The 25,217-nt window shown below is 63.9% G+C and carries 22 protein-coding genes and 1 tRNA gene; 12 read left to right on the forward strand and 11 right to left on the reverse strand.

The features are described from left to right. Positions 1-311: 311 nt before the first annotated feature. The 3 genes from ABDB81_RS00205 to ABDB81_RS00215 form a co-directional block, all read right to left on the reverse strand. Complete coding sequence (locus ABDB81_RS00205; RefSeq protein ID WP_346809259.1) at positions 312-1,940, reverse strand: bifunctional aspartate transaminase/aspartate 4-decarboxylase; 1,629 nt, start codon at positions 1,938-1,940, stop codon at positions 312-314. Positions 1,941-1,998: 58 nt separating this feature from the next. After that, positions 1,999-3,684, reverse strand: a complete 1,686-nt coding sequence (aspT, locus tag ABDB81_RS00210; protein ID WP_137926132.1) for an aspartate-alanine antiporter — start codon at positions 3,682-3,684, stop codon at positions 1,999-2,001. Between the two features lie 456 nt (positions 3,685-4,140). Beyond that, positions 4,141-4,902: a M48 family metallopeptidase gene (locus ABDB81_RS00215; protein ID WP_137926133.1), complete on the reverse strand. Its 762-nt coding sequence runs from the start codon at positions 4,900-4,902 to the stop codon at positions 4,141-4,143. Positions 4,903-5,327: 425 nt separating this feature from the next. Here ABDB81_RS00215 and ABDB81_RS00220 point away from each other — a divergent pair, with 425 nt between their 5' ends. Next, on the forward strand, positions 5,328-6,095 hold the full coding sequence (locus tag ABDB81_RS00220) for a ChbG/HpnK family deacetylase (RefSeq protein WP_160472910.1): 768 nt from the start codon (positions 5,328-5,330) through the stop codon (positions 6,093-6,095). Between the two features lie 71 nt (positions 6,096-6,166). Here the strand turns inward: ABDB81_RS00220 and ABDB81_RS00225 are convergent. Next, positions 6,167-6,251: transfer RNA gene (locus ABDB81_RS00225), tRNA-Leu, on the reverse strand. A 194-nt stretch (positions 6,252-6,445) separates the two neighbouring features. Between ABDB81_RS00225 and ABDB81_RS00230 the strand changes: the two genes are divergently transcribed. Beyond that, positions 6,446-7,372 (forward strand): alpha/beta hydrolase, encoded by a 927-nt coding sequence (locus tag ABDB81_RS00230; protein ID WP_346809261.1) that lies wholly within the window; start codon positions 6,446-6,448, stop codon positions 7,370-7,372. Between the two features lie 193 nt (positions 7,373-7,565). Here the strand turns inward: ABDB81_RS00230 and ABDB81_RS00235 are convergent, their stop codons facing one another. Genes ABDB81_RS00235 through ABDB81_RS00245 form a run of 3 tightly spaced genes read right to left on the reverse strand, consistent with a single transcriptional unit; the run spans position 7,566 to position 10,581 of the window. Further along, a complete protein-coding gene (locus tag ABDB81_RS00235; protein ID WP_346809263.1) occupies positions 7,566-8,435 on the reverse strand; it encodes an NAD(P)-dependent oxidoreductase in 870 nt (289 codons plus the stop codon). A gap of 24 nt (positions 8,436-8,459) precedes the next feature. Beyond that, the gene (locus ABDB81_RS00240) at positions 8,460-9,611 is read right to left on the reverse strand and encodes a class I SAM-dependent methyltransferase (protein ID WP_346809265.1); all 1,152 of its coding nucleotides are present in this window, start codon (positions 9,609-9,611) and stop codon (positions 8,460-8,462) included. 28 nt (positions 9,612-9,639) lie between these two features. After that, a complete protein-coding gene (locus ABDB81_RS00245; RefSeq protein WP_137926138.1) occupies positions 9,640-10,581 on the reverse strand; it encodes a CysB family HTH-type transcriptional regulator in 942 nt (313 codons plus the stop codon). A 171-nt stretch (positions 10,582-10,752) separates the two neighbouring features. Between ABDB81_RS00245 and ABDB81_RS00250 the strand changes: the two genes are divergently transcribed. From ABDB81_RS00250 to cobA, 7 genes are read left to right on the forward strand one after another with little or no spacing between them, the layout of a single operon-like run. After that, a complete protein-coding gene (locus ABDB81_RS00250) occupies positions 10,753-11,526 on the forward strand; it encodes a sulfite exporter TauE/SafE family protein (protein ID WP_137926139.1) in 774 nt (257 codons plus the stop codon). 29 nt (positions 11,527-11,555) lie between these two features. Further along, positions 11,556-13,238 (forward strand): nitrite/sulfite reductase, encoded by a 1,683-nt coding sequence (locus ABDB81_RS00255; protein WP_137926140.1) that lies wholly within the window; start codon positions 11,556-11,558, stop codon positions 13,236-13,238. A gap of 19 nt (positions 13,239-13,257) precedes the next feature. Continuing rightward, positions 13,258-13,836, forward strand: a complete 579-nt coding sequence (locus tag ABDB81_RS00260) for a DUF934 domain-containing protein (protein WP_137926141.1) — start codon at positions 13,258-13,260, stop codon at positions 13,834-13,836. Continuing rightward, on the forward strand, positions 13,833-14,642 hold the full coding sequence (locus ABDB81_RS00265; RefSeq protein WP_160472906.1) for a phosphoadenylyl-sulfate reductase: 810 nt from the start codon (positions 13,833-13,835) through the stop codon (positions 14,640-14,642). The genes ABDB81_RS00260 and ABDB81_RS00265 overlap by 4 nt, the downstream gene beginning before the upstream one ends. 26 nt (positions 14,643-14,668) lie before the next feature. Continuing rightward, positions 14,669-15,640 (forward strand): sulfate adenylyltransferase subunit CysD, encoded by a 972-nt coding sequence (gene cysD / locus ABDB81_RS00270; protein WP_346809268.1) that lies wholly within the window; start codon positions 14,669-14,671, stop codon positions 15,638-15,640. 25 nt (positions 15,641-15,665) lie between these two features. Then, positions 15,666-16,970 carry a sulfate adenylyltransferase subunit 1 gene (locus ABDB81_RS00275; RefSeq protein WP_137926144.1) on the forward strand — a complete coding sequence of 435 codons (1,305 nt, stop codon included), beginning with the start codon at positions 15,666-15,668 and terminating at the stop codon, positions 16,968-16,970. A gap of 39 nt (positions 16,971-17,009) precedes the next feature. Then, entirely contained in the window at positions 17,010-17,774 is a 765-nt protein-coding gene (gene cobA / locus ABDB81_RS00280) for a uroporphyrinogen-III C-methyltransferase (protein ID WP_137926145.1), read from the forward strand. Between the two features lie 173 nt (positions 17,775-17,947). Here the strand turns inward: cobA and ABDB81_RS00285 are convergent, their stop codons facing one another. Genes ABDB81_RS00285 through lptF form a run of 3 tightly spaced genes read right to left on the reverse strand, consistent with a single transcriptional unit; the run spans position 17,948 to position 20,645 of the window. Then, positions 17,948-18,361, reverse strand: coding sequence for a CbiX/SirB N-terminal domain-containing protein (locus ABDB81_RS00285; RefSeq protein WP_137926146.1), 414 nt, complete (start codon positions 18,359-18,361; stop codon positions 17,948-17,950). Between the two features lie 2 nt (positions 18,362-18,363). Continuing rightward, positions 18,364-19,527 carry an LPS export ABC transporter permease LptG gene (gene lptG, locus ABDB81_RS00290; RefSeq protein WP_137926147.1) on the reverse strand — a complete coding sequence of 388 codons (1,164 nt, stop codon included), beginning with the start codon at positions 19,525-19,527 and terminating at the stop codon, positions 18,364-18,366. Next, positions 19,524-20,645 carry an LPS export ABC transporter permease LptF gene (gene lptF, locus ABDB81_RS00295; protein WP_137926148.1) on the reverse strand — a complete coding sequence of 374 codons (1,122 nt, stop codon included), beginning with the start codon at positions 20,643-20,645 and terminating at the stop codon, positions 19,524-19,526. The genes lptG and lptF overlap by 4 nt, the downstream gene beginning before the upstream one ends. A gap of 164 nt (positions 20,646-20,809) precedes the next feature. Here lptF and ABDB81_RS00300 point away from each other — a divergent pair, with 164 nt between their 5' ends. Genes ABDB81_RS00300 through ABDB81_RS00310 form a run of 3 tightly spaced genes read left to right on the forward strand, consistent with a single transcriptional unit; the run spans position 20,810 to position 23,313 of the window. After that, the gene (locus tag ABDB81_RS00300; RefSeq protein ID WP_137926149.1) at positions 20,810-22,336 is read left to right on the forward strand and encodes a leucyl aminopeptidase; all 1,527 of its coding nucleotides are present in this window, start codon (positions 20,810-20,812) and stop codon (positions 22,334-22,336) included. 30 nt (positions 22,337-22,366) lie between these two features. After that, positions 22,367-22,801, forward strand: a complete 435-nt coding sequence (locus ABDB81_RS00305; protein WP_137926150.1) for a DNA polymerase III subunit chi — start codon at positions 22,367-22,369, stop codon at positions 22,799-22,801. Beyond that, positions 22,798-23,313: a hypothetical protein gene (locus ABDB81_RS00310; RefSeq protein ID WP_160472904.1), complete on the forward strand. Its 516-nt coding sequence runs from the start codon at positions 22,798-22,800 to the stop codon at positions 23,311-23,313. The genes ABDB81_RS00305 and ABDB81_RS00310 overlap by 4 nt, the downstream gene beginning before the upstream one ends. Positions 23,314-23,483: 170 nt before the next feature. Here the strand turns inward: ABDB81_RS00310 and ilvD are convergent, their stop codons facing one another. Next, positions 23,484-25,157, reverse strand: coding sequence for a dihydroxy-acid dehydratase (gene ilvD / locus ABDB81_RS00315; protein WP_160472903.1), 1,674 nt, complete (start codon positions 25,155-25,157; stop codon positions 23,484-23,486). Between the last annotated feature and the right edge of the window lie 60 nt (positions 25,158-25,217).

Raw genomic sequence — 25,217 nt, forward strand, 5'->3', positions numbered from 1 at the left:
GAGGGTCGTGGTCATGGCGCAAAAACGTGAGGCATGGTGTCCGAAGGCGTTGGCATGACTTCGACGCGAGACCGGGCGACGTCACGAGCGGAAGTCTAGGGACCGGCTGCCCCCTCAGAAATCGCTGAATGACGAAATTGAGATGTTTCTGATTTGCGAACGAGCGTGAAGTGGAAAGCTGTGCAGCGAGGGAGACATCCCCGGTGAAACCGGGAAGAAGTGTGACGAGCGAGAGGCAGGTGAAGGAGAGGTGAAGGAAAGGTGCGGAGCAGGCGCCCCGCACCGTGCTTGCGGCAAAAGACTTACGACTACTACTTTTTGGTGACCTTCGTATCGGTCTTGCTGCCCGTGGCCTTGTTGTACTGCGCTACATATTCCTCGAACAGTTTGCGGATCGATTTGCCGATCTTCTGGTAATCCGATTCGTTAAGGTTGGCCAGCGAGACACGGCCAGACGGATGGCGTGTGCCAAAGCCGCGTCCGGGCAGCAGCACCACACCCGCCTCCTCGGCCAGGCGGAACAGCAATTCCGCCGGTTCGGCCGATGCCAGCACCCATTTCACAAATTCGGGTCCGATGGCTTTGCCGCCGAGTTGCTCGATATCGAGCAGCGTGTAGTAGTCCACCACGTTGGGGTCCACCGCATCATCGGGCGCGATGCCGATCTCGCGGTACAGCGCGGCCTTCCGACTACGGATCAGCCGCTTCATCGCCTGCTTGTACGCGTCGGGCGTATCCATCAGCGAGAACAACGAGAACAGCACCATCTGCACCTGCTGCGGCGTGGACAGCCCCGCCGTGTGGTTCAGCGCCACGGTGCGGCTGTCGGCCACGATGCGGTCGATGAACTTGAGCTGGTCCGGCGTGGTGGTGATCGAGTGGTAGCGCTTGTGGAGTTGCTCGCGCTGGTCCTTCGGCAGCTTGGCAAGCTTGTCGTCGAAGATATTCTCGCGATGCGTGGCAATGACACCGAGCCGCCAACCCGTGGCACCGAAGTACTTCGAGAACGAATAGACCAGGATGGTGTTGCGCGGGCACAGCGCGAACAGCGAAACGAAGTTGTCGGCGAAGGTGCCGTAGACATCGTCAGTCAGGATGATCAGGTCGGGACGTTCCTCGATGATCGACGCCAGGTACTCCAGGCTTTCATCGCTCATGCGCACCGACGGCGGGTTGCTCGGATTGACGAGGAAGAACGCCTTGACGCTGGGGTCGCGCAGCTTGTCGAGTTCCTTGTTGGAGTACTGCCAACGCGATTCGGGGTCCGCATCGATCGACAGTTCCACAAGCTGGTAATCGTTCAGTTCCGGAATTTCGATATACGGCGTGAAGATCGGCATGCCCAGCGCGATCTTGTCGCCCGCCTTGAGCAGGTGGTTCTCGCGCATCGAATTGAACAGGTACGTCATGGCGGCTGTGCCGCCTTCCACCGCGAAGAGATCGAAGTCGCCGATGAACGGGTGGTTGCCGATCATCTCCTTGCGGATGTACTGGCCGACGATCACCTCGCTCAGCTTGAGCATGCGGTCCGGCACGGGGTAGTTGCACGCCAGGATGCCCTCGCACATCTCGTAGAGGAAATCGCCGGCGTTCAGGCCAAGCTGGTCGCGGACGTACGACACCGCACCGGCCAGGAACTTCACGCCTGGCACGTCCTGGTGATCGCGTGCGAACAAATCGAAGCGTTCCTCGATGCCATCGCGGCGCGGAAAGCCGCCCACGCCTTCGGGCATGTACTGGAACGAGCGCTCGGACTCGCGCATCGCGAACAGGCCGAGCTGCCAGAAGCCATGGCGCGGCACCGTGGCAAGGAAGTTCGGGTTGCCGCGTCCGGCGTTGAGCATCAGGCGGTTGGAGTCGCTGCTGGCCAGCTTGATCAGTTCATCCTTCAGTTCGAACGGCGACAGGCTCGCCAGCTTGGAGAGATCCGGTTTGCTCATGGTGTGTAGCCTCCTGGGATTTCGATTGATCGACGAGTGAGGGGGATCGGCAGTCTGGTCAGACCAGGCCGACCACTAGTGGGCCAAGCAGTGTCAGCAGCACGTTGGCCAGGGCATAGGTAATGGCGAAGGGCACGGTCGGCACCGGGCTTTCGGCCTTGTCGAGGATGCCGCCGAACGCGGGGTTGGCGCTGCGCGAACCGGACAGCGCACCGGCCAGGATCGCGGCGTTGTCGTACTTGAGCACGTAGCGGCCGAACAGCATCGTCAGGAACAGCGGCAGCAGCGTGACCACGGCGCCAAGCAGGAAGATCTGCAGGCCGCTCTGGCGCAACGTGTCCACGGCCTGCAGGCCAGAGTTCAGGCCGACAATCGCGACGAACGCCGCCAGCCCGAAATCCTTGAGCAGCTGGCATGCGGCGGTAGGCATCGCGCCGTACATCGGATGCTTGGACCGCATCCAGCCGAAGACGAGACCCGACAGCAGCGCGCCGCCACCCGAACCCAGCGTGAGCGGGATGGAGCCGATGCGCACCACCAGCAGTCCGATCAGCAGGCCCACCAGTACGCCAGCGCCGAAGTACACGAAATCGGTCTTCTCGCTGGGCACCAGTTCATAGCCCGCGTGCTTGACGGCGCGCTTGGTGTCTTCGGGCGTACCGTAGAAGGTGAGGATGTCCCCATGCTGCAGCTTCAGGTCGGGCAGGATCGGCAGCGGATGGTCATAGCGTTCGATGCGCTCCACGTAGACGCCATGGCGCATGTCGCGGCCGACCTGGGCAATGATTTCGGTCACCGACTTGTTGTTCATGCCCTTGAGCGTGAACACGGCGCGTCGCGTCTGCATGACCATGCCCATGCCTTCGGCGTCGGCCACTTCTTCGCCGATCACAAGCGCGGTGGGCACCATCGCGTCGCGGCGGCCCACCAGCAGCACCAGGTCTCCGGCTTCGAGAACGGTGTTCTGATCGAACGCGAGGGGTTTGCCGCCGCGCTGGACCTTCTCTACCGTGACCAGGTCCTCTCCGCCCACTTCGATGTCCTTGACCGACTTCCCGGCGGCGCCGGTGACGCGGAACAAGCGGCCCACGAGCCGGGGCAGCGCGCCAGCCTGGCCTGGACCAAACTGCGGCAGGCCGCCGTGCATGGCGGCCTCCATCTTCTTGGCATCGGTCTTCAGGTCCGAACCCATGAAGCGCGGCAGGATGTTCACGCAGACGATGATGGCGCCGAGCGAGCCGAACACATAGGTCACCGCGTAGCCGATGGCCACGTTGGCCTGCATGGTCTTCACCACGTCAGGCGGCAGCCCTAGCTTGGTGATGGCGTCGCCCGCCGTGCCGATGATGGCGGACTGCGTCATGCCGCCCGCTGCGAGCCCTGCGGCCAGGCCCTTGTCGAGATGGAACAGCTTGGCCAGCACTACCACGGTGACGAGACCGGCCACGGCCATGAACACGGCCATCGCAATCTCGCGCAGCGAACTGCGGTTCAGCGAGTTGAAGAACTGCGGTCCGCTTTCATAGCCCACCGCATAGATGAACACGGCGAACATCACGGCCTTTACGCCGTTGTCGATCTCCACGCCCACCTGGCTGATGATCACGGCGGCCAGCAGCGAGCCAGCGACGCCGCCCAACTGGAATTTCCCGAAGGTGATCTTGCCGATGGCGTACCCGATGGCCAGCGACAGGAACAGCGCTGACTCGGGTGATTTCTGGAAGATGGCATGTAACCAATCCATGGAACCTCCTTAAAGCGTGACGCGGATGAGGGGGCGCATGATCCGGTGCGCGAGGCGCCGGGCATGCCGGACACAGCTACTGCGGCACCATGCCGCGGCTGACCATCGCGCAACTAGCCAAACGGCCACGCAATGGCGTCGGGGAGAGAGGATTGGAATCGAGGAAGGCTGGGCCGCTCACGGCGTGGCCGGACTGCGGGGCGGATACGGATGGCATGACGCGACGCGGGCCTCCCTATGGCTCATGGCAAGCCTGCGGCCGTGCGGCAGGCGAGAGCCATTATCAGCGTGGGGTCGCGACGTGCGTACTGAAAGCTTTTGACAGCGTATTAAACGGGATCGTAAATCCTTCAATTATTCTGCTCCGCGCAAGAAAAAGCCCCGCATGGGCGGGGCTGGGGTGTTGCAGTTGGCGCGGATTCAAAGCGGCCGATGCGGCCACCCATTACTTACCCATCACTTTCCGCTGTTGAGTCGATCCTGGATGTGCTTGGCGCGTGCATCGGAACCAGGGTGTGAGCTCAGCATGCTCGACTTGCCGCCATCGAGCTTGGCCAGTTTCTGGAACGCGGTCACCAGCGCTTGCCGGTTGGCCCCGTTCTTCGTGAGCAGGTCGAACGAGTAATCGTCGGCCGCCGACTCCTGGCGCTGCGAGAACTGGGCATTGATAAACGTCTCGCCCAGTTCCCCGATCTGCGACGACGACAACGCGGTCAGCGCCGTGTTGCCCGTGGAGCCGAGCAGCCCGCGCGCCGCCGCCGTGGTGTATGCCACCTGCATGGCTGCCTTGGTGTGGCCCAGCGCCACGTGTCCGATTTCGTGGCCGAGCACGCCGCGCACTTCGTCGTCGGTCATCAGGTCCATCAGTCCGCTGTAGACGCGAACACAACCATTGGCCATGGCCCACGCATTCACGTCCTTGGTCACATAGACCTTGGCATCGAGGGGCAGGCCGGTGTTCTTCAGGCCGCTCATGATGTTCACCAGGCGTTTTGCGTAGGTGCTGTCGGCTGCGGCGAGCGTGTTCTTCTTGTCCATCTCGGCGCAGGACTGGTCGGAGAGCTGCTTCACGCTGGCATCGCTGAGCGTGGCGGCCGTGAACAGGCTGCCGCCGGCCTGGGTCAGGCTATCCATGTTGGCACCTGCACAGCCGGCAAGCAGGGCGGCGCAGCCGAGGGCCGCAGCGGTGGCGGTGGCATTGGCGAGGAGTCGCTTCATGGTCGGTTCCCTGTATCGATGTGTTCTGGTTGGAGCCTCGAAGGATAAGCAAGCGCAACCGCACTCGCCAGCGGTTTATGTCTGACATGGCAAAGGTTTGATTTGACTCCGCCAGATGCCCCGGCGACACCCTGCGACGGCAGCGTGGCGCAGGCCACATACCGCGCGGCGGGGGCTGTGAGAAGGTCTGTCCATCCGGATTCCACCCGGCGTGAAACAACGAGCGGCACCGCACATATCGGCACGGGTGTAGGCCGCAACATGCAGGTATGGCAGTAGTTGAATGTATGCCAAGAAAAACAAAAAAGCATTTGTCGACACTGGAACGGGGCTTGGTTGGGCGCAGGGTCAGAAACTTTCTGTGATGTGCTTCAAGCTCCATTCCCATCGAAACCCGACTATTGGGAAGACCGGGAGCTTGTGACATGCGCAGCCTGATCATCAATGCCGACGATTTCGGATTTGACCAAGAGACGTGCGCCACCACGGTGGATTGCTTCGAAGCGGGCCTGCTGACCAGCGCCACCATCATGGTAGGTTGCGAGGGTTCCAAAGCCGCCTACGAATACGCGCGCGAAAACCGCAAACGCTTTTCGTTCGGCCTGCACTTCAATATCGTGGATGGCTTCGCGCCGGCAGCCAACCAGGCCAATTCGCTATGCGACGAAAGCGGCAGCTTCCGCGAAAGTGACGACCAGCGCCTGGCGGCCATGTGGGGCAGGCTGACGGTGGCCGACATCCGGCGCGAATTCCGTCTGCAACTGGAAGAACTGCGCGACAACTACGTGGAGGTCACGCACATCGACAGCCACGGCCACCTGCACAAATTCCCCGCAATCATTTATTCGCTGCGCTCCGAAATGCGCCGCGCCGGCGTGACCTGGGTGCGCCGTCCGCAGAACGTATTCCTGCGCCCCAACGGCAAACGCCGCGTGATCAACAACGTCTTCGCCATCCCGTTCTGGGGGTTGATGCGCACCGACTACTACTGCGCCGTGGACAGCGGCGACGAGATGTGGGCCAAGCGCCTGCCCGAACTGCTGCCCGAAGGACTGACCGAGGTGTCCGTCCACCCAGGCCGCAACGAGGCGTGGCGCTACAACGAAGCCAGCCCGTTGCTCAAGCCGGACGAATTCCGTCGCGCGCTGAACGAAGCGGGGATCGAGTTGACGAGGTATCGGGCGTTTGGATGAGGGGTGCAGAAAACAGAAAACCCCGCAGCGTTGGTGCTTGCGGGGTTTTTTATGAAATGCGCGGAAAGCTTTGGTGCCCGGGGTCGGACTCGAACCGACACGCCTTGCGGCGGGGGATTTTGAGTCCCCTGCGTCTACCTGTTTCACCACCCGGGCATGGGTCTGGCAACGGCCGGGAAGGGCGTCACGCGACGATGAAACGCGGATTATGCCGGATTTTCGGGCGCCTCACAACCGCTGGGCGCTGCGTCGGCCACACGGGCGCAATCGGGCGGTCACGGCAGTTGGGGTAGGATAGCGCGCAGCCGCGTCATGCGGCCACGCCGTGTTTCTTACCGGAGCCGAGTGCCATGTCCGCCGAGCCGACCCTCGACCTCACCGTAGCCGCCAGCCTTGCCGCGCTGGCCGCCTTGCCTTCGCAGGACCCCGCGTTCTACGCCCAGGCGTATGACAACCGCGCCAACGTGCCGGACAACGCCGTGCATATGGCGCGATGGGCGGCGGATTCGGCGCTGGTGCGCGCGGGTGCCGTCACGTATTTCGAGGATCTGGCTTACGGCGATGCCGCCAGCGAGACCCTCGACTACTTTCCCGCCAATTCCCTCGACGACGATCATCCGCCGCCGCTGCTGGTCTTCGTGCATGGCGGCTACTTCCGCGCGCTGGACAAGCGCGACCATAGTTTCGTGGCGAACGTGCCCACGCGCCGTGGGGTGTCCGTGGCCGTGGTCAACTACGCGCTATGTCCGGCGGTGAGTGTCGAGACGATCGTCAGTCAGGTGTTGCAGTCGGTGGCATGGCTGTATCGCGAGGCCGAGCGGCTCGGTCATGATCGGCGTCGCATTTTTGTGGCCGGACATTCGGTGGGCGGACATCTGGTGGCGATGCTGATGGCGGCGCGCTGGCCGGACGTCGGTGCCGACCTGCCGGTGGATCTGATCAAGGGTGGTTTGTCGATCAGCGGCCTGTACGACATGGAGCCGCTGCGTCGCACGGGTTTTTTGCAGTCGGATCTGCAACTGACCGAAGCCGCTGTGGCACGGCTCTCACCGGCTTATATGACGCCGGCTACGGGCGCGCCATTGATCACGGCGGTAGGTGAGCTGGAATCGAGCGAGTATCACCGACACAATGCGCTGATCCGCGCCGCATGGCCGGACAACGCACGCGAAGACATCGCGCTGCCGGGCAAGCACCATTTCACGGCGATGGATGATTTGATGCGCGATGACAGTGTGTTGAGCCGGGCGCTGTTGGGGATGATTGCGGGGGTTTGAGCTTCGATTCCCGCTGATGGTTTATTCCCCTCTCCCGCTTGCGGGAGAGGGGTTAGGGGAGAGGGCAGGCGCTTCGTCTGCGATAGACGTGGTTAGAGCTTGAAGCTCTGGCCCTCTCCCCCGCCCCTCTCCCGCACGCGGGAGAGGGGAGAAAGATCAGGGCGGGAGAGGGGAGTGAACACAGGGCGATCAACTACCCCTTCAACTCCAGCACCTTCAGCAACGACGACGTATCGTCTTTCCCCCAGTCCTGACGCATCAGCTCGACCAATTGCGCCGACGTAGCCCGCATCGCAGGCAGGTCGATACCCAACTCCCCCGCCAGATCAGCCGCCAGGCCGAAATCCTTCGCATGCAACCGCGATTCGATGCCGGCGGCGAAATCGCGTGCCACCATCTTCGGGCCCATCAGGTCGAGCATGCGGCTGCCGGCCATGCCGGTGGACATTGCCTGGAAGACCTTGCCGGTATCCACGCCCTGCGCGCCTGCGAAGCGCATCGCCTCGGCAATGCCCTGGATGTTCACCACTTGGGCGATCTGGTTGCACAGCTTGGCCACTTGTCCGGCGCCGTTGTCACCAATATGCGTGATGGTCTTGCCAAGGCACTCCAGCATCGGCCGCACTTTCTCCAGGTTCTCTGCCTTGCCGCCGACCATGATGGTCAGCGTGCCCGCCTGAGCGGCGGTCGTGCCGCCCGATACCGGGCAGTCCAGCGCTTCGATACCCTTGGCGGCCAGCGCCTGCGCGATCTCGCGCGTGACCACCGGCGAGATCGTGCTGTGGTCGACGCAGATGGTGCCGGGTGCGGCGCCTTCGATCACGCCGTTCTGGCCGAGCAGGACTTCGCGCACGTCTTCCGATGTGGTCACGTTCGTGAATACCACCGCCGCGCCGCGCGCGGCCTCAGCGGGTGTGAAGAACGGTTCCGCGCCCAGCGCGCGGGCAGCGTCGGCGGCCTGGGGGCGGCGTACAAAGGCGCGCACCGTGTGGCCGGCGCGGATGAGGTGGCCAACCATCGGAGCGCCCATCGCGCCCAGGCCGATAAAAGCTACGGTCGTCATGTTTGCGGACTCGATTGAAAAGGGTTACTTCGCGGCCAGCCGCCACAGCGACGTGACTTCGGCCTTGCGTGCGGCGTGCAGCGGATCTTCGGCATCGGCGGCCTTCGGATGGCGCGGACGCACATCCGAGCGGCCCAGTACCTTGAGACCAGCGGCATCGATCCAGCCCAGCAGTTCCTCGCGGGAGCGCAGGCCGAGATGCTCGGCAAAGTCCGACAGGATCAGCCAGCCTTCACCGCCCGGCTCCAGGTGCGCCGCCAGCCCGGTCAGGAAACCGCGCAGCATGCGGCTTTCCGGATCGAATACCGCGTGCTCGATGGCGGAACTCGGACGCGCCGGCACCCAGGGCGGATTGCAGACGATCAGCGGGGCGCGGCCTTCGGGGAAGAGGTTGGCGTCGATGATTTCCACATCGTCATCGAGACCCAGCCGTTCGATGTTCTCGCGTGCGCAGGCCAGCGCGCGCGGGTCCTGATCGGTGCCGATCACACGCCGCACGCCTCGCTGGGCCAGCAACGCGGCCAGCACGCCGGTGCCAGTGCCAACGTCAAACGCCAGCGTATCGGACGGCAGCGGCGTCTTGGCCACGAGTTCGAGATACTCGCCGCGCACGGGCGAGAACACGCCGTACCACGGATGAATGCGCTCGCCGAGCATCGGAATCTCGACTCCCTTCTTTCGCCATTCATACGCGCCGATCAGGCCGAGCAGTTCGCGCATCGATGCCACGTAAGCCGCATCGGCCGGGCCGTAGACCTGTTCGCAGGCTTCCTGCACATCGGGCGCACGGCGTAGCGGCACCACATGGCCCGCCTCGAACGGCAGCAGCAGCATGCCGAGCGTGCGGGCGCGCTGCGATTGGGCCAGGCGGTGCTTGTGGAAGGATTCGGTGATGCTGACGGGCGTCTTGTCCGCATTGCGGGACTTGCGTTGCGGCTTCTTGTCCACACGGCGCGCCATGGCTTGCAGCAACTGGCGCGCGTTCTGAAAATCGCCGCGCCAGAGCAGGGCGGTGCCTTCACTCGCCAGCCGGTAGGCAGTATCGGCCGGCGTCTGGTCATCGGCGATCACCACGCGCTTGGGCGGCGGCAGGCCGGACTCGGAACGCCAGAGCGCGCTGTGCTCGGCACCGTCTTCGGTCCAGTGGATGGTGGGGAGGGGTTGGGCAGGAGACATTGCTTATATATATGTACGTGTGGTGAGCTTACAGCTCATATGCCTCGTGATCACCGGACATCGCTTGCTCCACGAGCTTGCGGTTCAGCGTCGGCGAGAACAGTTCGATGAAGGTGTAGACGAAGCTGCGCAGATACGCGCCTTGCTTGACGGCCAGATGGGTGACATTGGTGCCGAACAGGTGGCCCACAGGAATCGCGCGCAGATTGCGGTCCCGCTCGGGATCGAAGGCCAGTCCAGCCACGATGCCGATACCCAGGCCGATCTCGACATAAGTCTTGATCACGTCGGCGTCGATGGCTTCGAGGATGATGTCCGGCTCCAGCTGGCGCAATTCGAATGCCTTGTCGATCTTGGGGCGCCCTGCGAAGTTCACGTCATACGTGATCAGCGGATAGGCGGCCAGATCGTCGAGCGTCAGGTGCTTCTTCTCTAGCAGCGGATGATCGGCTGGTGTAATCGCCACATGCTGCCACTGGTAGCCGGGCAGGGAGACCAGCGCCTTGTCGCGCGTGATGCCTTCCGTGGCGATACCGATATCGGCCTGGTCGTGCAGGATCATGTCTGCGATCTGAGCCGGCGTGCCCTGCTGGATCGACAACCGCACCTTGGGGTACCGCTTGGTGAACTCCGCGATCACGCGCGGCAGGGCGTAGCGCGCCTGCGTGTGCGTAGTGGCGATGGTGAAGTTGCCCTGGTCCTGCGCGGCGTAATCCTTGCCCACGCGTTTCAGGCTTTCCACTTCCTGCAGGATCTTTTCGACCGAGACAAGGATGCGGCGGCCCGGCTCGGTCAGGCTGCGGATGCGCTTGCCGTGCCGCGTGAAGATATCGACACCCAGCTCTTCCTCAAGCTCGATGATGGCTTTGGAGACGCCAGGTTGTGATGTGTAGAGCGCTTTTGCGGCTTCGGTCAGGTTGTAATTCTGGCGGACGGCCTCGCGCACGAAGCGAAACTGGTGGAGATTCATATAACTTCGCTCGTATAAACAAACAACTTCTTATTAGTTTGAGATATGAGGCGAGTTTATTACGATTCTCGAACTTTGTTAAACGCCCGCCTGCCCGAATTGCGTCCGCATCTTGCCTGCCCCAGGTGAAGTTGGCGCCCCAGGCGGGCCCAAGTCGAGAAAAAGTCCCCGATGTCCCTAGCCTTCACCGTCTCCGGTCTGCTGGTAGGTATCCTGGTTGGCCTGACCGGGGTAGGCGGGGGTTCGCTCATGACGCCGCTGCTCACGTTGCTGTTCGGCTTCTCGCCGGCTACCGCCGTGGGCACCGATCTGGCCTTCGCGGCCATCACCAAGGGCTTCGGCACCATCGCCCATCGTGCGCATGGCCATGTGCAATGGGCCGTGGTGCGCCGCCTGTGCCTCGGCAGCCTGCCTACCGCCGTGATCGCCATCCTCGTGCTCAAGAGCGCGGGTGAGCTGAACGCGCAATGGCTGCATGCCATCCGCCTGACGATTGGCGTCTCGGTGCTGCTGACCGTGGTGTCGCTGCTGTTCCGCAAGCAGATGCTGGCGTGGCTCGAACGCAATCCGCGCTTCCAGTTGCATGGCCGCCGCCAGGTGGTGGCGACCGTGGCAGTCGGCGCCGTGATCGGCGTGCTCGTCACGGTGTCGTCGATCGGCGCGGGCGCCGTGGGCGCGACGCTGATCCTGCTGCTGTATCCCCACATGAAGCCCGCCGAAGTGGCTGGCACCGATATCGCCTACGCCGTGCCGCTTACGGCCGTGGCCGGGCTGGGCCACGTGTGGCTTGGCACCGTCGACTGGAATTTGTTGCTGGCGCTGCTGGTGGGCTCGATCCCCGGCATCTGGCTTGGCGCGCAATTGTCACGAAAGCTGCCCGAGCGGCTCGTGCGCGCCGCACTCGCGACTACGCTCACGCTGGTCGCCATCAAGCTCGTTTCCTAAGCATTCACGAATACTGAACGGACCCCGCCATGTATCAGTACGATCAATACGACCAACGCATCGTCCAGGAACGCGTCGCGCAGTTCCGCGACCAGGTTCGCCGCCGCGTGGCGGGTGAACTGCCTGAAGAGGAATTCCTGCCGCTGCGCCTGCAGAACGGCCTGTACATGCAGCGCCATGCCTACATGCTGCGCGTGGCCATTCCCTACGGCCTGCTGGCATCGAAGCAGATGCGCATGCTGGCCCATATCGCGCGTGAGTACGACCGCGGCTATGGTCACTTCTCCACGCGCCAGAACATCCAGTACAACTGGATGGAACTGGAGCGCGTGCCCGATGTACTGGCCGATCTCGCCAGCGTGGAAATGCACGGCATCCAGACCTCGGGCAACTGCGTGCGCAACATCACGACCGACCAGTTTGCCGGTGTGACGCCGGACGAATCGGTGGACCCGCGCGTGCTGGCCGAACTGCTGCGCCAGTGGAGCACGTTCCAGCCGGAATTCGCCTTCCTGCCGCGCAAGTTCAAGATTGCGATCTCGGCCACGAAGGATGACCGCGCCGTGGTGCAGATGCACGACATCGGCATCTACGCGTACAAGAACGAACAGGGCGAGACGCGCCTGCGCATCCTGGCCGGTGGCGGCCTGGGCCGCACGCCGATCCTGGGCACGATCATCAAGGAAGACCTGCCGTGGCAGCACATGCTGACCTACGTGGAATCCGCGATCCGCGTGTACAACCGCTATGGTCGCCGCGATAACAAGTACAAGGCACGTATCAAGATTCTCGTGAAGGCTATCGGCGCCGAGAAGTTTGCGGCCGAGGTCGAGGAAGAGTGGCAATTCAGCAAGGATGGTCCCGGCACGCTGACGCAGGTCGAGTTCGACCGCGTGGCGCAGTACTTCCAGCCGCCCGCCTATGAAAAGCTGGCCGATACCGATGCCTCGTACGAGAAGCACCTGCTGGAAAGCAAGGCGTTTGCGCGCTGGGTGAGCCGTAACGTGCGCGCGCACAAGGTGCCGGGTTACGCGTCGGTGACGCTGTCGACCAAGCCGGGTCCGGTCTCGCCTCCGGGCGATGCGACGGATGCCCAGATGGACGCCGTGGCCGATCTGGCCGACCGCTACGGGTTTGGCGAACTGCGCGTGGCGCACGAGCAGAACCTCGTGCTGCCGGACGTGCGCAAGAAGGACCTGTTCGCGCTGTGGGAAGAAGCCAAGCTGGCCGGTCTGGCGACGGCCAACATCGGGCTGCTGACGGACATCATCGCCTGCCCGGGTGGTGACTTCTGCTCGCTGGCGAATGCCAAGTCGATCCCGATTGCGCTGGCCATCCAGGAGCGTTTCGACAATCTCGATTTCGTGTACGACCTCGGCGAAGTCTCGCTGAACATCTCCGGTTGCATCAACGCCTGCGGTCACCACCACGTTGGCAACATCGGCGTGCTGGGCGTGGATAAGGATGGCTCGGAGTGGTACCAGGTCACGCTGGGCGGTGCACAGGGCAATGACTCGGCCATCGGCAAGGTCATCGGCCCGTCGTTCAGCGCGGAAGAAATGCCTGAAGTGGTGTCGCGCATCATCGACACGTTCGTGGCCCATCGCGCCGAGGACGAGCGCTTTATCGACACGTTCGCACGCATCGGCATCGCGCCGTTCAAGGAACGCGTGTACGCCGACAAGCAGCGCGAAGAGCGCGCCACGGCCTGACGAACGGGAGAGACTGAACATGGCGAAGATCATTCAACTGCAACGCGATGACGCGGCCCAATTCCGTCCGGTCATCGTGGAAGACAACTGGACCGTGCTGCGCGCCACCGAAGAGCAGCCGCTCGACGATGCCCGCATCGCCGCCGCCGCACAGAGCGGTGACGCCGTGCTGTTCCCGCTGGCCGTGTGGAAGGCCAACGAGGCACTGCTGGCTGGCCGCGATACCGCCATCACCGGCGTGTGGCTGGCCCCGGAAGACGAACCCGGCGATGCCGAGGCGCTGTTCGACCGCGTGTCGCTGGTAGCGGTGGACTTCCCGGTGTTCCGCGATGGCCGCGGCTTCTCGTCGGCCTACCTGCTGCGCACGCGCTATCACTGGAAGGGCCAGCTGCGCGCCATCGGCGACGTGCTGCGCGACCAATTGAACTTCATGAAGCGCTGCGGCTTCGACGCGTTCGCCGTGCGTGCGGATCGCAACATCGATGACGCCATCAAGGGCTTCACCGAATTCACGGTGGCGTATCAGGCTTCGGTCGACGAGCCGCTGCCGTTGTTCCGCCGTGCCCGCGCAGACGTGACCGCGCAAGGTTCGGCATGAGCACGATTTCCGAGATCCCCGTGATCGAGGCCGACGCTGTGCCTCAGGTCTCGTCGCTGCGCCCCCCAGCGCTGTGGACGATGCCGCTGTACACCGGTTCGATCGAAGCCCTCGACGCCAAGGAGCTTGCGCTGGCCGAACGGCTGGCCGGCATCGCCGCGCGGTTCTACCGTGCGCGCTTTGCCACGAGCCTGGCTGCCGAGGACATGGTGCTGACCGACGCGATCCTGCGCGGCAGCGACGCCGTGCGCGCGGGCATTCGCGTGTTCACGCTGAACACGGGTCGCCTGCACGCCGAGACACTGGCTGTGCTGGATGACGTGCAAGAGCACTACGGCTACACCGTGGAACAGTTCACTCCGGACCCGGAAGTCGTGGAGAAGTACGTGCGCGACCATGGCCTGAACGCGATCTACGACAGCGTGGACTTGCGCAAGAGCTGCTGCGGCATTCGCAAGGTGGAGCCGCTGAACCGTGCGCTTTCGCACGCCGATGCCTGGATGACGGGCCAGCGCCGCGAGCAGGCTGTGACGCGCGCCGAGCTGCCGTATGAGGAAATGGACGAGGCACGCGGCATTCCCAAGTTCAATCCGCTTGCGGACTGGACCGAAGCCGAAGTGTGGGCCTACCTGACGCGCCATAACGTGCCCGTCAACGCGCTGCACGCCAAGGGCTACCCGAGCATCGGCTGCGAGCCGTGTACGCGGGCCGTCAAAGCCGGTGAAGACGTGCGAGCCGGACGGTGGTGGTGGGAGAGCAAGGACTCGAAAGAGTGCGGGCTCCACGAGCAGAACATCAAGCATTGAACGAATGACAAGAGGCCGATAACGACATGGGCATCATGAACGACATCGCAGAAGCAGGCGTGGCCGCCAACGTGGATCACTTGCTGCAGGTCCAGAACGACCATCTCGACCGGCTCGAAGCCGAATCGATCTACATCATCCGCGAGGTGGTGGCCGAGTGCCGCAACCCGGCGCTGCTGTTCTCGGGCGGCAAGGACTCGATCGTCATGCTGCACCTGGCGCTGAAGGCGTTCCGCCTGGGCGACCGCAAGGTGGAGCTGCCGTTTCCGCTGGTCCATATCGATACCGGCCACAACTATCCCGAAGTCATCGCGTTCCGCGACCAACGCGTGGCCGAACTCGGCGCGCGCCTGGTGGTAGGCCATGTGGAAGATTCGATCAAGCGCGGCACCGTGCGCCTGCGCAAGGAAACCGATTCGCGCAACGCCGCACAGGCCGTGACGCTGCTGGAGACCATCGAGGCGCACAAGTACGACGCGCTGATGGGCGGTGCCCGCCGTGACGAAGAGAAGGCCCGCGCCAAGGAGCGCATCTTCTCCTTCCGCGACGAGTTCGGCCAGTGGGACCCGAAGGCCCAGCGTCCGGAGCTCTGGAGCCTGTACAACGCACGCATGGCGCAAGGCGAACAGATGCGCGTGTTCCCGATCTCGAACTGGACCGAGCTCGACGTGTGGCAATACATCGCCCGCGAGAACCTGGCCCTGCCGCCGATCTACTACGCGCATCAACGCGAAGTGGTGCGCAAGAACGGCCTGCTGGTGCCGGTGACCCCGATCACGCCGAAGCAGGATGGCGACGTCAGCGAAGTGATGTCGGTCCGCTTCCGTACCGTCGGCGATATCAGCTGCACGTGCCCGGTGGCCAGCGTCGCCGCCTCGCCGGTGGAGATCATCGCCGAGACGGCCGTGACGGAAATCACCGAACGCGGCGCCACGCGCATGGACGACCAGACGAGCGAAGCGTCGATGGAACGCCGTAAAAAGGAAGGCTACTTCTAAGCCGACGCAGCCAAGGAAACCGAATATGTCACACCAATCCGCACACCAGGGCCTGCTGCGTTTCATCACCGCAGGTTCCGTCGATGATGGCAAGAGCACGCTGATCGGCCGTCTGCTGTTCGACAGCAAGGCCGTGCTGTCCGACCAGTTGACCGCGCTGGCCAACGCCAAGAACAAGCGCACGGCGGGCGAGCAGATCGACTTCTCGCTGCTGACCGATGGTCTGGAAGCCGAGCGCGAGCAGGGCATCACGATCGACGTGGCGTATCGCTATTTCTCCACGGCGAGCCGCAAGTTCATCATCGCCGATACGCCGGGCCACGAGCAGTACACGCGCAACATGGTCACAGGTGCGTCGACCGCCCACGCCGCCATCGTGCTGGTGGATGCCACGCGCGTGACGGTCACCAATGGCCGCGCCGAACTGCTGGCCCAGACCAAGCGCCACTCGGCGATCCTCAAGCTGCTGGAAATCCAGCACGTGATCGTTGCCGTGAACAAGATGGACCTCGTCGACTACAGCGAAGAGCGCTTCAACGAGATCCGCACTGCCTACGCCGAACTGGCCACGCAACTGGGCTTGAAGGACGTGCTGTACGTACCGGTCTCCGCGCTGCGCGGCGACAACATCGTGCACGCCAGCGATGCCATGCCGTGGTATCAGGGCGAGTCGCTGCTGCCGGTGCTGGAGTCGCTGCCCGTCGAGGACGTGGCGCCGGAAGGTGATGACGCACTGCGTTTCCCGGTGCAATTGGTCGTGCGCCAGGACGGTTCCGCTGCCGACGATTTCCGCGGCTATGCCGGCCGCGTGGAAGCGGGTACGGTCCGCGTGGGCCAGAAGCTGCGCGTGTTGCCGGCCAACCGCGAAGCCGTGGTGGCTGAAGTGCTGACGCCGAATGGTGCGGCGGATTCGGCCAGCGCTGGTGACACCATCACGGTGCGCCTGGCGGAAGACGTCGATGTATCACGCGGTGATATGTTTGTGGCAGCGGACGCCACGGCAGCTTCGGCCAAGAAGCTGACCGCCGACCTGTGCTGGTTCGACGACGAATCGCTGAACCCGGCACGCAAGTACGTGCTGAAGCACACTACGGCGAGCGTGTTCGCGAAGGTGTCGGCGGTGGATCGCGTGCTCGACGTGCATACGCTTTCGCAAGAGACCGGCCGCCACGAGATCAACCTGAACGATATCGGCTCGGTGCAGATCTCGCTGCAAAAGCCGATCGTTTGCGACACCTATGGCGATAACCCGGCAACGGGCGCATTCGTGCTGATCGACGAAGCCACCAACCACACGGTGGCGGCGGGCATGATCCGTGCGTATGCCTGATATCGTCCTGGACGAACAGCGAGCGTGACGGAAATGGAAATGAACAGGCAGCAGGGCAAGCGTGCGGGCAAGGTGTACCTGATTGGTGCAGGGCCCGGTGCAGCGGACCTCATTACGGTGCGTGGTGCACGACTGCTGGGCGAAGCCCAGGTCGTGCTGCACGATGCGCTGGTGTCCCCCGAGATGCTGGCCTGGTGTCCCCAGGCCGAGCTGATCGAGGTGGGCAAGCGCTGTGGGCAGCGCTCCACGGCCCAACTGTTCATCAACCGCCAGATCGTGGATCTGGCGACCAAGCACGAGCGGGTAGTACGCCTGAAAGGCGGCGACCCGATGCTGTTCGGCCGCGCCGACGAGGAACTGCAGGCGCTGGAAGCTGCCGGTATCGAGTATGAAGTGGTGCCCGGCATCACGGCGGCTCTTGCTGCTGCCAGCGCCATCGGTCGCCCGCTGACGAAGCGCGGTGTGTCACGCAGCGTGGCGTTTGCGACGCAGGCCAAGGCCGCAGACGCCATTGATGTGGAAGCCGACGTCAAGGCCGACACCATCGTCTACTACATGGGCCGCGACCAGGCTGCCGTTATCGCCGCACAACTGATTGCACGCGGCAAGCCCGCTTCGACACCGGCATGGGTGGTGGAAGCCGCCACGACGCCGAAGCAGCGCAGCCATCAGTTCACGCTGAGCCAGATGGCTGCCGGCGAGGCCGCACGCTGGATGGACCCCGTGCAACCGAGTTTGCTGATGATCGGCGAGGCGCTGGGAACGCGGGTGACGGAAGTCGTGGAGTCGGAACGGGCGGCTTGAGGCGGACAGGTTGAATGAAAAAAGCCAGAGGTGACTCTGGCTTTTTTTTCTGGCGATGACGAAATTCCCGCCGCTGGTTTGCTCCCCTCTCCCGCAACGCGGGAGAGGGGCTGGGGGAGAGGGCCGGCGGTGGAATCGCTAACACGTCGCAAATTGCACCTCAGGCCCTCTCCCTAACCCTCTCCCGCAGGCGGGAGAGGGGACCGGCCCGGAAACTGGATAGCATCCACACAAAACCCCGCAATCGCATCCAGCACGCTATCCACTTCGCCCACGGCTGACGTCGCCACGATCTCCACCCCCGGATGCTTCTCCCGGCATTCCTCCACCAACACCGGAAAGTCCCGACGCAGATGGCCGCCCTGGCCGAAGAACACCGGCACCACGGTAATCCGCGCGATACCTGCACCCGCCAGTTCGTCGATCGCATTACTCAGCGACGGCGTCATCAATTCCAGAAACGCGACGCGCACCGCAACGTCAGGCTGTTGCGCCGCCAGCCGGCCCTGCAGCCGGTCGAACGGCTCGCGCCAGCGCGCATCGCGTGCGCCGTGGCCGAAGAGGATGATCCCCTGGGTAGCGCCCATGTTCAGTGCCGATCCACCCAGCGCAGCGCCACCAGCGCCAGCGTCAGGTACAGCGTGCCGGGCACCAGTGCCGAGACAATCGGCGGCCACGTATGCAGCAGGCCAACGTGCGAGAACAGCGTGTTGGACAAGTGGAACGACAGCCCCAGCATGATGCCGCCGAACACCTTCACACCCACCGCGCCGGCGCGTGCATGCAGGTAGGCGAAAGGCAGCGCCAGCGCCACCATCACGAACAGCGTCAGCGGATAGACCACCTTCTTCCAGAAAGCGATTTCGTAGCGCTGCGTGTCCTGCTTGTTGTCACGCAAGTGGCGGATATAGCGGAACAGGTCAAGCGTCGACATCCGCTCCGGCGTCACCAGCAGCACCGACAGGATCTGCGGCGTCAGTTCCGAATGCATCACCATGCTCGGGAACAAGAGCTGTTCGGCACGGAAGTCAGGGGCCAGTGCGTCCTGCTGCTTCGGCGCCATGCCGTCGCGTAGTTCGATGAAGCGCGTCTCGTTCACGTCATTGAGCTGCCACGCCTGGTTGCCCTGGTAACGGCCTTCCTTGGCCACGCGAATCACGCGCAGCCGGTAATCCTTATCGAACTCGTAGATCGTGATGCCATTGATCGTCTGGTCCGGCTTCAGGCCCTGCACGTTGATGAATCGCGTGATTTCGCCAGCGCCATTCGCGGCGGTGTCGCGGTCCCGGTCCTTGACCCAGACGCCAGAGCGGAAGCCCGAAGACACCGTGGCGCCCACGGCCTCCAGCTTGATCTTCTGCGCGTACTGCTCGCCCGCCGGGCTGATGAACTCGCCGAACAGGAAGGTGACGATCACCAGCGGTATCGCCAGCTTGAACAGCGAGAACAGCGCCTGACGCGTATTCAGCCCGGCCACCCGGAAAATCGTGTATTCCGACTGGCTGGCCAGCTGGGAGAACACATAGATCGCACTGATCAGCAGGGCGATTGGCAAGACCTCGTAGATCCGGGTCGGTGCCTGCAGCATCACGTGGATAAACGCGATCAGCGACGTGTAGCCGCCTTGCACGCTCTCCAGCTCGTTGAGCATGTCGAAGAACACGAACAGCGCCAGCACCGCGAACAGAATGAACGCGAACACGCCATAGATCAGTCGAGCGAAATAGCGCTCGTAGACGGCCAGCACCCTCATGCCTTGCCTCCGCCATTCGACTTGCGTTTCAGGCCGAACACGGCGCGCCAGCCTCCCAGGCTACGGTTCTGGCGATAGCGGAACAGCATCAATGCGCAACAGAAGACAAAGACGTGAATCGGAATCAGCGCGGTCCAGAAGCTCAGGGAGCCGGAGCGCACCCAGGCCTGGGCCAGGTTGATCGTGTTGCTGTAGGTGAGATAGATCAGCACGGCGAACACCAGCGGCGTGTAGCGGCCCAGGCGCGGGTTCACGTACGCCAGCGGGATGGCAATCATCACGAAGTTGAACGCCAGGATCGGCAGCGATACCCGCCACAGCAATTCGGCGAGGTTGTCGCGGGTCGGGTCGCGCAGCAGGTCGATGGTGTCGCGGCTCTTGGCCGGCAGACTGGCTTCGGTTTCGGGTGGAGAATTATCCACTTTCACCGCGTATTTATCGAATTCGAGAATCCGATAGTCCAACTGCCCGGGCACGCCCGCATAACGGCGGCCGTTTTCCATGACCACCAGGCGGTCGCCGTTGGGCTGGGTTTCGAACTGGCCCTGATGGGACAGCGCCACGCCGATCTTGCCGGCTTCGGCGTTGGCTACGAAGACATTGCGTGCGTGCTTCATGTCGGCGTCGATGCCTTCGATGAACAGCACGTAGTTGCCATTGGCGGGTTCGATGAAGCGGCCCGAGGCGATCATCGACAGCACGCCGCGTTGCTGGAAGCGGTCGCGGAATGCCGCGCTCTGCTGGTTGGCCCAGGGCCACGCGAACATGCCGAGCAGCAGCGCCATGACAAAGAACGGCGTGGCGAACTGCAGCACCGGCTTGACGAGGTCGCGAAGGGAGATGCCGGCCGAGAACCAGACTACCATCTCCGAGTCCTTGTACCAGCGGGTCAGGACGATCAGCGTGGAGATGAACAGCGTGGCCGACAGCAGGATCGACAGGTAGCCGATAGTGGCCAGGCCAATCAGCATCAGCACGTCGTTGGGGCTGGCCTTGCCATTGGCAGCCATACCCAGAATGCGGATCACGAGCGACGTGAGCATGAACGTCAGCATCACCAGGAACACTGCGCCGGCAGTGTAGGCGAGTTCGCGTCGCAGGGCTTGTTGGAAGATCATGCGGAATCGCTTCCGGCTTCCGGCCGGAACGGGCGATGTACCGGGGGCCGAAGGACTGGCAGGACCGCGTACTGTCAGCTTGCAGGATCGGCGGCGGCAGATCGCGGATGAAAATCGCGGATAATGGGGACTTTCTTTTCGACGAGCCCCTTGAAGGAAGCGCGATGGAATTTAGCACAAAAGCCCTGGATCTGAGCAAAGCCGGCCAAAATGGTTTCCTGGCCACGAAGTCCGACTGTCTCGTGGTTGGCCTGTTCGAGGGGCAGAACCTGGCCGGCGTGGCCAAGGCACTGGACGTCGCCACCAAGGGGCTGGTGGCACGCCTGGTCAAGCTGGGCGACTTTGACGGCAAGCGCGGCACGCACCTGATGCTGCATGAAGTCGCCGGTATCGGCGCCGCCCGCGTCCTGCTGGTGGGCCTGGGCAAGGAAGCCGAGTTCGGTGACCGCGCCTTTGCCGAATCGGTGCGCACGGCCATGCGTGCCCTGGGCGGCACGCGCGCGGCATCGGCGCTGTGGTGCCTGACCCAGCCGCCGCAGCAGCGCGACGTGGCATGGGCCGTGATCACCACGATCACCATCGTGCGCGACGCCGGCTACCGCCTGCTGGAGCGCCATCCCGAACTCAAGCGCGCCCCGCGTGGCGCTGCGGCCGAGAAGCCGGCGCTGCGCAAGATCGTGCTGGCCGTGGAGTCCGGCGACGCCAAGGCCGCCACGCAGGGCGTGGTGCGCGGCATCGCCATCGCCAACGGCATGGAACTCTCGCGCGACCTGGGCAACCTGCCGTCGAACATCTGCACGCCGACGTACCTGGCCAATGCCGCGCGCGGCATTGCCAAGCGCCACAAGCTCAAGGCCGAGATCCTGGGCCGCAAGCAGATCGAGGCGCTGAACATGGGCGCCTTCCTGGCCGTGACCAAGGGCAGCGTGGAGCCGCCGCAGTTCATCGTGCTGCACTACAACGGCGCCGCCGCCAAGGCCGCGCCGGTAGTGCTGGTGGGCAAGGGCATCACGTTCGATACGGGTGGCATCTCGCTGAAGCCGGGCGAGGGCATGGACGAGATGAAGTACGACATGTGCGGCGCCGCCTCGGTGCTCGGCACCATCCAGGCCGTGGCCGAGATGGGCCTGAAGCTGAACGTGATCGCCGTGGTGCCCACCTGCGAGAACATGCCCGCCGGCAACGCCACCAAGCCGGGCGACGTGGTGGTCAGCATGTCCGGCCAGACCATCGAGATCCTGAACACCGATGCCGAAGGGCGACTGATCCTGTGCGACGCGCTGACCTATGTCGAGCGCTTCAAGCCGGCCGCGGTGGTGGACGTGGCCACGCTGACCGGCGCCTGCATCATCGCGCTCGGCCACGTGAACTCGGGCCTCTATGCACGCAGCGACCTGCTGGCGGACCAACTCCTCGACGCCGGCCGCAAGGCCATGGACACCGCATGGCGCATGCCACTGGACGAGGACTACCAGGACCAGCTCAAGTCGAACTTTGCCGACATGGCAAACATTGGTGGCCGTCCGGCTGGCAGCGTGACGGCGGCCTGCTTCCTGGCGCGCTACACCGAGAAGTACGACTGGGCCCACCTGGATATCGCGGGCACGGCATGGAAGAGCGGCGCGGCCAAGGGTGCCACGGGTCGTCCGGTGCCGCTGCTGACGCAGTTCCTGATGGATCGCGCAGGTTAAGCGCACCGTCATCGCAACAAGGCAGCCGGAATGACGCGCATCGATTTTCACAGCAACGTGCCTGACACACTGGCCTATGTCTGCCGCCTGGTCCGCAAGGCCTATGGGGCAGGGCAGAAGGTGGTGGTGTACGGCGCGCCGCAGCAGTTGTCGCAACTCGATGCGCGGCTGTGGTCGTTCTCGCCGCTGGACTTCCTGCCGCATTGCGGGCTCGACAACCCCAATGCGGCGGTGACGCCCATCATCCTGGCCGCCTCGCTCGACGGCGTGCCGCATCACCAGTTGCTGGTCAACCTCGCCCCCGAGGCCCCGGCGCAGTTCGCGAGCTTCGAGCGACTGATCGAAGTCATTGGCAGTTCGCCCGAGGCGCGGGACGCTGGGCGCGAGAGATATCGCTTCTATCGCGAGCGCGGGTATCCGCTGTCGCACCATGACATTGGGCAGGCCAAGGGAGAATCGGCATGAGCGAACGCACGACTTCGCGGGTGATTCCGCGGCTGGCTCCGCACGACAGCGTGCCGCTGTTGACCGAAGTGGTGGAACTGCCGGACGAGGCCTTCACCGAACAGCTTGCAGAACCGTTCGCCGAACCGACCCGTCAGGAAGCCCCCGTGATCGATACCGCGCACATGCCGGATTCGGGCCTGGTGACGGCGGTGGGCGATACCGGCGATGCCGAACCGATTTCTGCTTTCTACGATACCGAGCCACCCGTGCTGTCGGAGGTGGAAGCATTCGTGCCCGCTGAGGAGGATCTGCGCGCGATGCGCACGGAGCTGCTGACGCGTGTGATGATGCGTTTCCGCACCGAATGGCCCCAGGTGGTGGAAGCCCACACCGAAGCCACGTTGCAAGCGCGCCTGGCGCCTTTGACCGCCCAGTTGGCGAGTGAGTTGACGCAGGCGCTGGAGGCGAGGCTGGTGGAGTGGCTGGATGCGACGCTGGAAGAGATTGAGAGGGATCCGGGCGGGGTTTGATCTTTCCGTGTCCCTATGGTTTTGCTCCCCTCTCCCGCTTTGCGGGAGAGGGGTTGGGGGAGAGGGCCAGCAGTGCAGATTGCGACAAGTCAGCAAGCAGACCCGCTTACCCTCTCCCCCGCCCCTCTCCCAGAGGGAGAGGGGAGAAACCCAGCAGCGAGCCTGGGGCCTCAATCCGTCACCGCCCCCTTGCTCGCAGTCGACGCCAGTTTCGAGAACTTCGCCAGCACGCCTCTGGTATAGCGCGGTGCCGGTTGTTTCCATGCGGCACGGCGTTTCGCCAGTTCTTCGTCGGGCACGTTCAGTTGCAGCAGTAGCTGCAGCGCATCGATCGTGATCGAGTCCCCTTCCTGCACCAGTGCGATCGTGCCGCCTACGTAAGCCTCCGGGGCGACGTGGCCGACCACCATGCCCCAGGTGCCGCCCGAGAATCGCCCATCGGTGATGAACCCGACCGATTCGCCCAGCCCCTTGCCGATGATCGCCGACGTAGGCGCCAGCATCTCCGGCATCCCCGGACCACCTTTCGGCCCCAGATAGCGCAGCACGAGAATATCGCCGGGCTGGATGCGGTCGGCGAGGATGGCGTCCATCGCGCTGGCTTCGTCCTCGAACACGCGCGCCGGCCCGGTGATGACCGGATTCTTGAGGCCGGTGATCTTGGCCACCGCGCCTTCTTCCGCCAGATTGCCCTTGAGAATCGCCAGGTGACCCTGTTTGTAGAGCGCACGGTCCAGCGGCATGATCACGTCCTGATCGGCGCGCGGCTGATCGGGTACGTGTTCCAGTTCCTCGGCCAGCGTGCGGCCCGTGATGGTCAGGCAATCGCCGTGCAGCAGGCCGGCATTGAGCAGGATCTTCATGACCTGCGGTATGCCGCCCGCGCGATGCAGGTCGGTGGCCACGTATTCGCCCGATGGTTTCAGGTTGCAGATCACCGGCACACGGCGGCGAATGCGCTCGAAATCGTCGATGGTCCATTCCACCTCGGCCGAGTGGGCGATGGCCAGGAAATGCAGTACGGCGTTGGTGGAGCCGCCTGTCGCCATGATCAGCGACACCGCGTTCTCGATGGACTTGCGCGTGATGATGTCGCGCGGCTTGATGTCGCGCTTGATGGCTTCCACCAGGACGCGGGCCGATTCCGCGGCGCTGTCCACCTTTTCCTGATCGGGGTTGGCCATCGTTGACGAGTACAGCAGCGACATGCCCAGGGCCTCGAACGACGAACTCATCGTGTTGGCCGTGTACATGCCGCCGCACGAACCCGTGCTCGGGCAGGCGTTGCGCTCCACGCCTTCGAAGTCTTCCTCGCTCATGCGGCCGGCAGTGAACTCGCCCACGGCTTCGAACGACGAGACGATGGTCAGATCCTTGCCCTTCCAGTTGCCGGGCCGGATCGTGCCGCCGTAGACATAGATGCCCGGCACGTTGATGCGCGCCAGCGCAATCATGCCGCCCGGCATGTTCTTGTCGCAGCCGCCGATCACGACCACGCCGTCCATCCACTGGCCCTGCGCGGCGGTCTCGATACAGTCGGCGATCACCTCGCGCGAAATCAGCGAGTACTTCATGCCCTCGGTGCCCATCGACATGCCATCCGAGATGGTAGGCGTGCCGAAGATCTGCGGATTGGCGTCGGCAGCGCGGATGGCGTCCACGGCGGCGTCGGCCAGGCGCTGGAGGCCGGCGTTGCAGGGGGTGATCGTCGAATGGCCGTTGGCGATGCCTACCATCGGCTTGTCGAAGTCTTCCTTCTGGTAGCCGAGCGCGTAATACATGGAGCGGTTGGGGGAGCGCGCCACGCCCTGCGTGATGTGCCGCGAACGCTTGTTGAACGCCATGTGACTGTCTCCGGGGGATGGTTGTCGTTGCGTTGTTGTGCGGGAAAGGATGCGCTCCAC

Source organism: Cupriavidus sp. DL-D2, assembly GCF_039710735.1.
Classification (GTDB): Bacteria; Pseudomonadota; Gammaproteobacteria; order Burkholderiales; family Burkholderiaceae; genus Cupriavidus.

Coding starts and splice junctions, on each gene's coding strand:
- ABDB81_RS00205 (WP_346809259.1), bottom strand. CDS start 1,940: ATGAGCAAACCGGATCTCTCCAAGCTGGCGAGCCTGTCGCCGTTCGAA.
- aspT (WP_137926132.1), bottom strand. CDS start 3,684: ATGGATTGGTTACATGCCATCTTCCAGAAATCACCCGAGTCAGCGCTG.
- ABDB81_RS00215 (WP_137926133.1), bottom strand. CDS start 4,902: ATGAAGCGACTCCTCGCCAATGCCACCGCCACCGCTGCGGCCCTCGGC.
- ABDB81_RS00220 (WP_160472910.1), top strand. CDS start 5,328: ATGCGCAGCCTGATCATCAATGCCGACGATTTCGGATTTGACCAAGAG.
- ABDB81_RS00230 (WP_346809261.1), top strand. CDS start 6,446: ATGTCCGCCGAGCCGACCCTCGACCTCACCGTAGCCGCCAGCCTTGCC.
- ABDB81_RS00235 (WP_346809263.1), bottom strand. CDS start 8,435: ATGACGACCGTAGCTTTTATCGGCCTGGGCGCGATGGGCGCTCCGATG.
- ABDB81_RS00240 (WP_346809265.1), bottom strand. CDS start 9,611: ATGTCTCCTGCCCAACCCCTCCCCACCATCCACTGGACCGAAGACGGT.
- ABDB81_RS00245 (WP_137926138.1), bottom strand. CDS start 10,581: ATGAATCTCCACCAGTTTCGCTTCGTGCGCGAGGCCGTCCGCCAGAAT.
- ABDB81_RS00250 (WP_137926139.1), top strand. CDS start 10,753: ATGTCCCTAGCCTTCACCGTCTCCGGTCTGCTGGTAGGTATCCTGGTT.
- ABDB81_RS00255 (WP_137926140.1), top strand. CDS start 11,556: ATGTATCAGTACGATCAATACGACCAACGCATCGTCCAGGAACGCGTC.
- ABDB81_RS00260 (WP_137926141.1), top strand. CDS start 13,258: ATGGCGAAGATCATTCAACTGCAACGCGATGACGCGGCCCAATTCCGT.
- ABDB81_RS00265 (WP_160472906.1), top strand. CDS start 13,833: ATGAGCACGATTTCCGAGATCCCCGTGATCGAGGCCGACGCTGTGCCT.
- cysD (WP_346809268.1), top strand. CDS start 14,669: ATGGGCATCATGAACGACATCGCAGAAGCAGGCGTGGCCGCCAACGTG.
- ABDB81_RS00275 (WP_137926144.1), top strand. CDS start 15,666: ATGTCACACCAATCCGCACACCAGGGCCTGCTGCGTTTCATCACCGCA.
- cobA (WP_137926145.1), top strand. CDS start 17,010: ATGAACAGGCAGCAGGGCAAGCGTGCGGGCAAGGTGTACCTGATTGGT.
- ABDB81_RS00285 (WP_137926146.1), bottom strand. CDS start 18,361: ATGGGCGCTACCCAGGGGATCATCCTCTTCGGCCACGGCGCACGCGAT.
- lptG (WP_137926147.1), bottom strand. CDS start 19,527: ATGAGGGTGCTGGCCGTCTACGAGCGCTATTTCGCTCGACTGATCTAT.
- lptF (WP_137926148.1), bottom strand. CDS start 20,645: ATGATCTTCCAACAAGCCCTGCGACGCGAACTCGCCTACACTGCCGGC.
- ABDB81_RS00300 (WP_137926149.1), top strand. CDS start 20,810: ATGGAATTTAGCACAAAAGCCCTGGATCTGAGCAAAGCCGGCCAAAAT.
- ABDB81_RS00305 (WP_137926150.1), top strand. CDS start 22,367: ATGACGCGCATCGATTTTCACAGCAACGTGCCTGACACACTGGCCTAT.
- ABDB81_RS00310 (WP_160472904.1), top strand. CDS start 22,798: ATGAGCGAACGCACGACTTCGCGGGTGATTCCGCGGCTGGCTCCGCAC.
- ilvD (WP_160472903.1), bottom strand. CDS start 25,157: ATGGCGTTCAACAAGCGTTCGCGGCACATCACGCAGGGCGTGGCGCGC.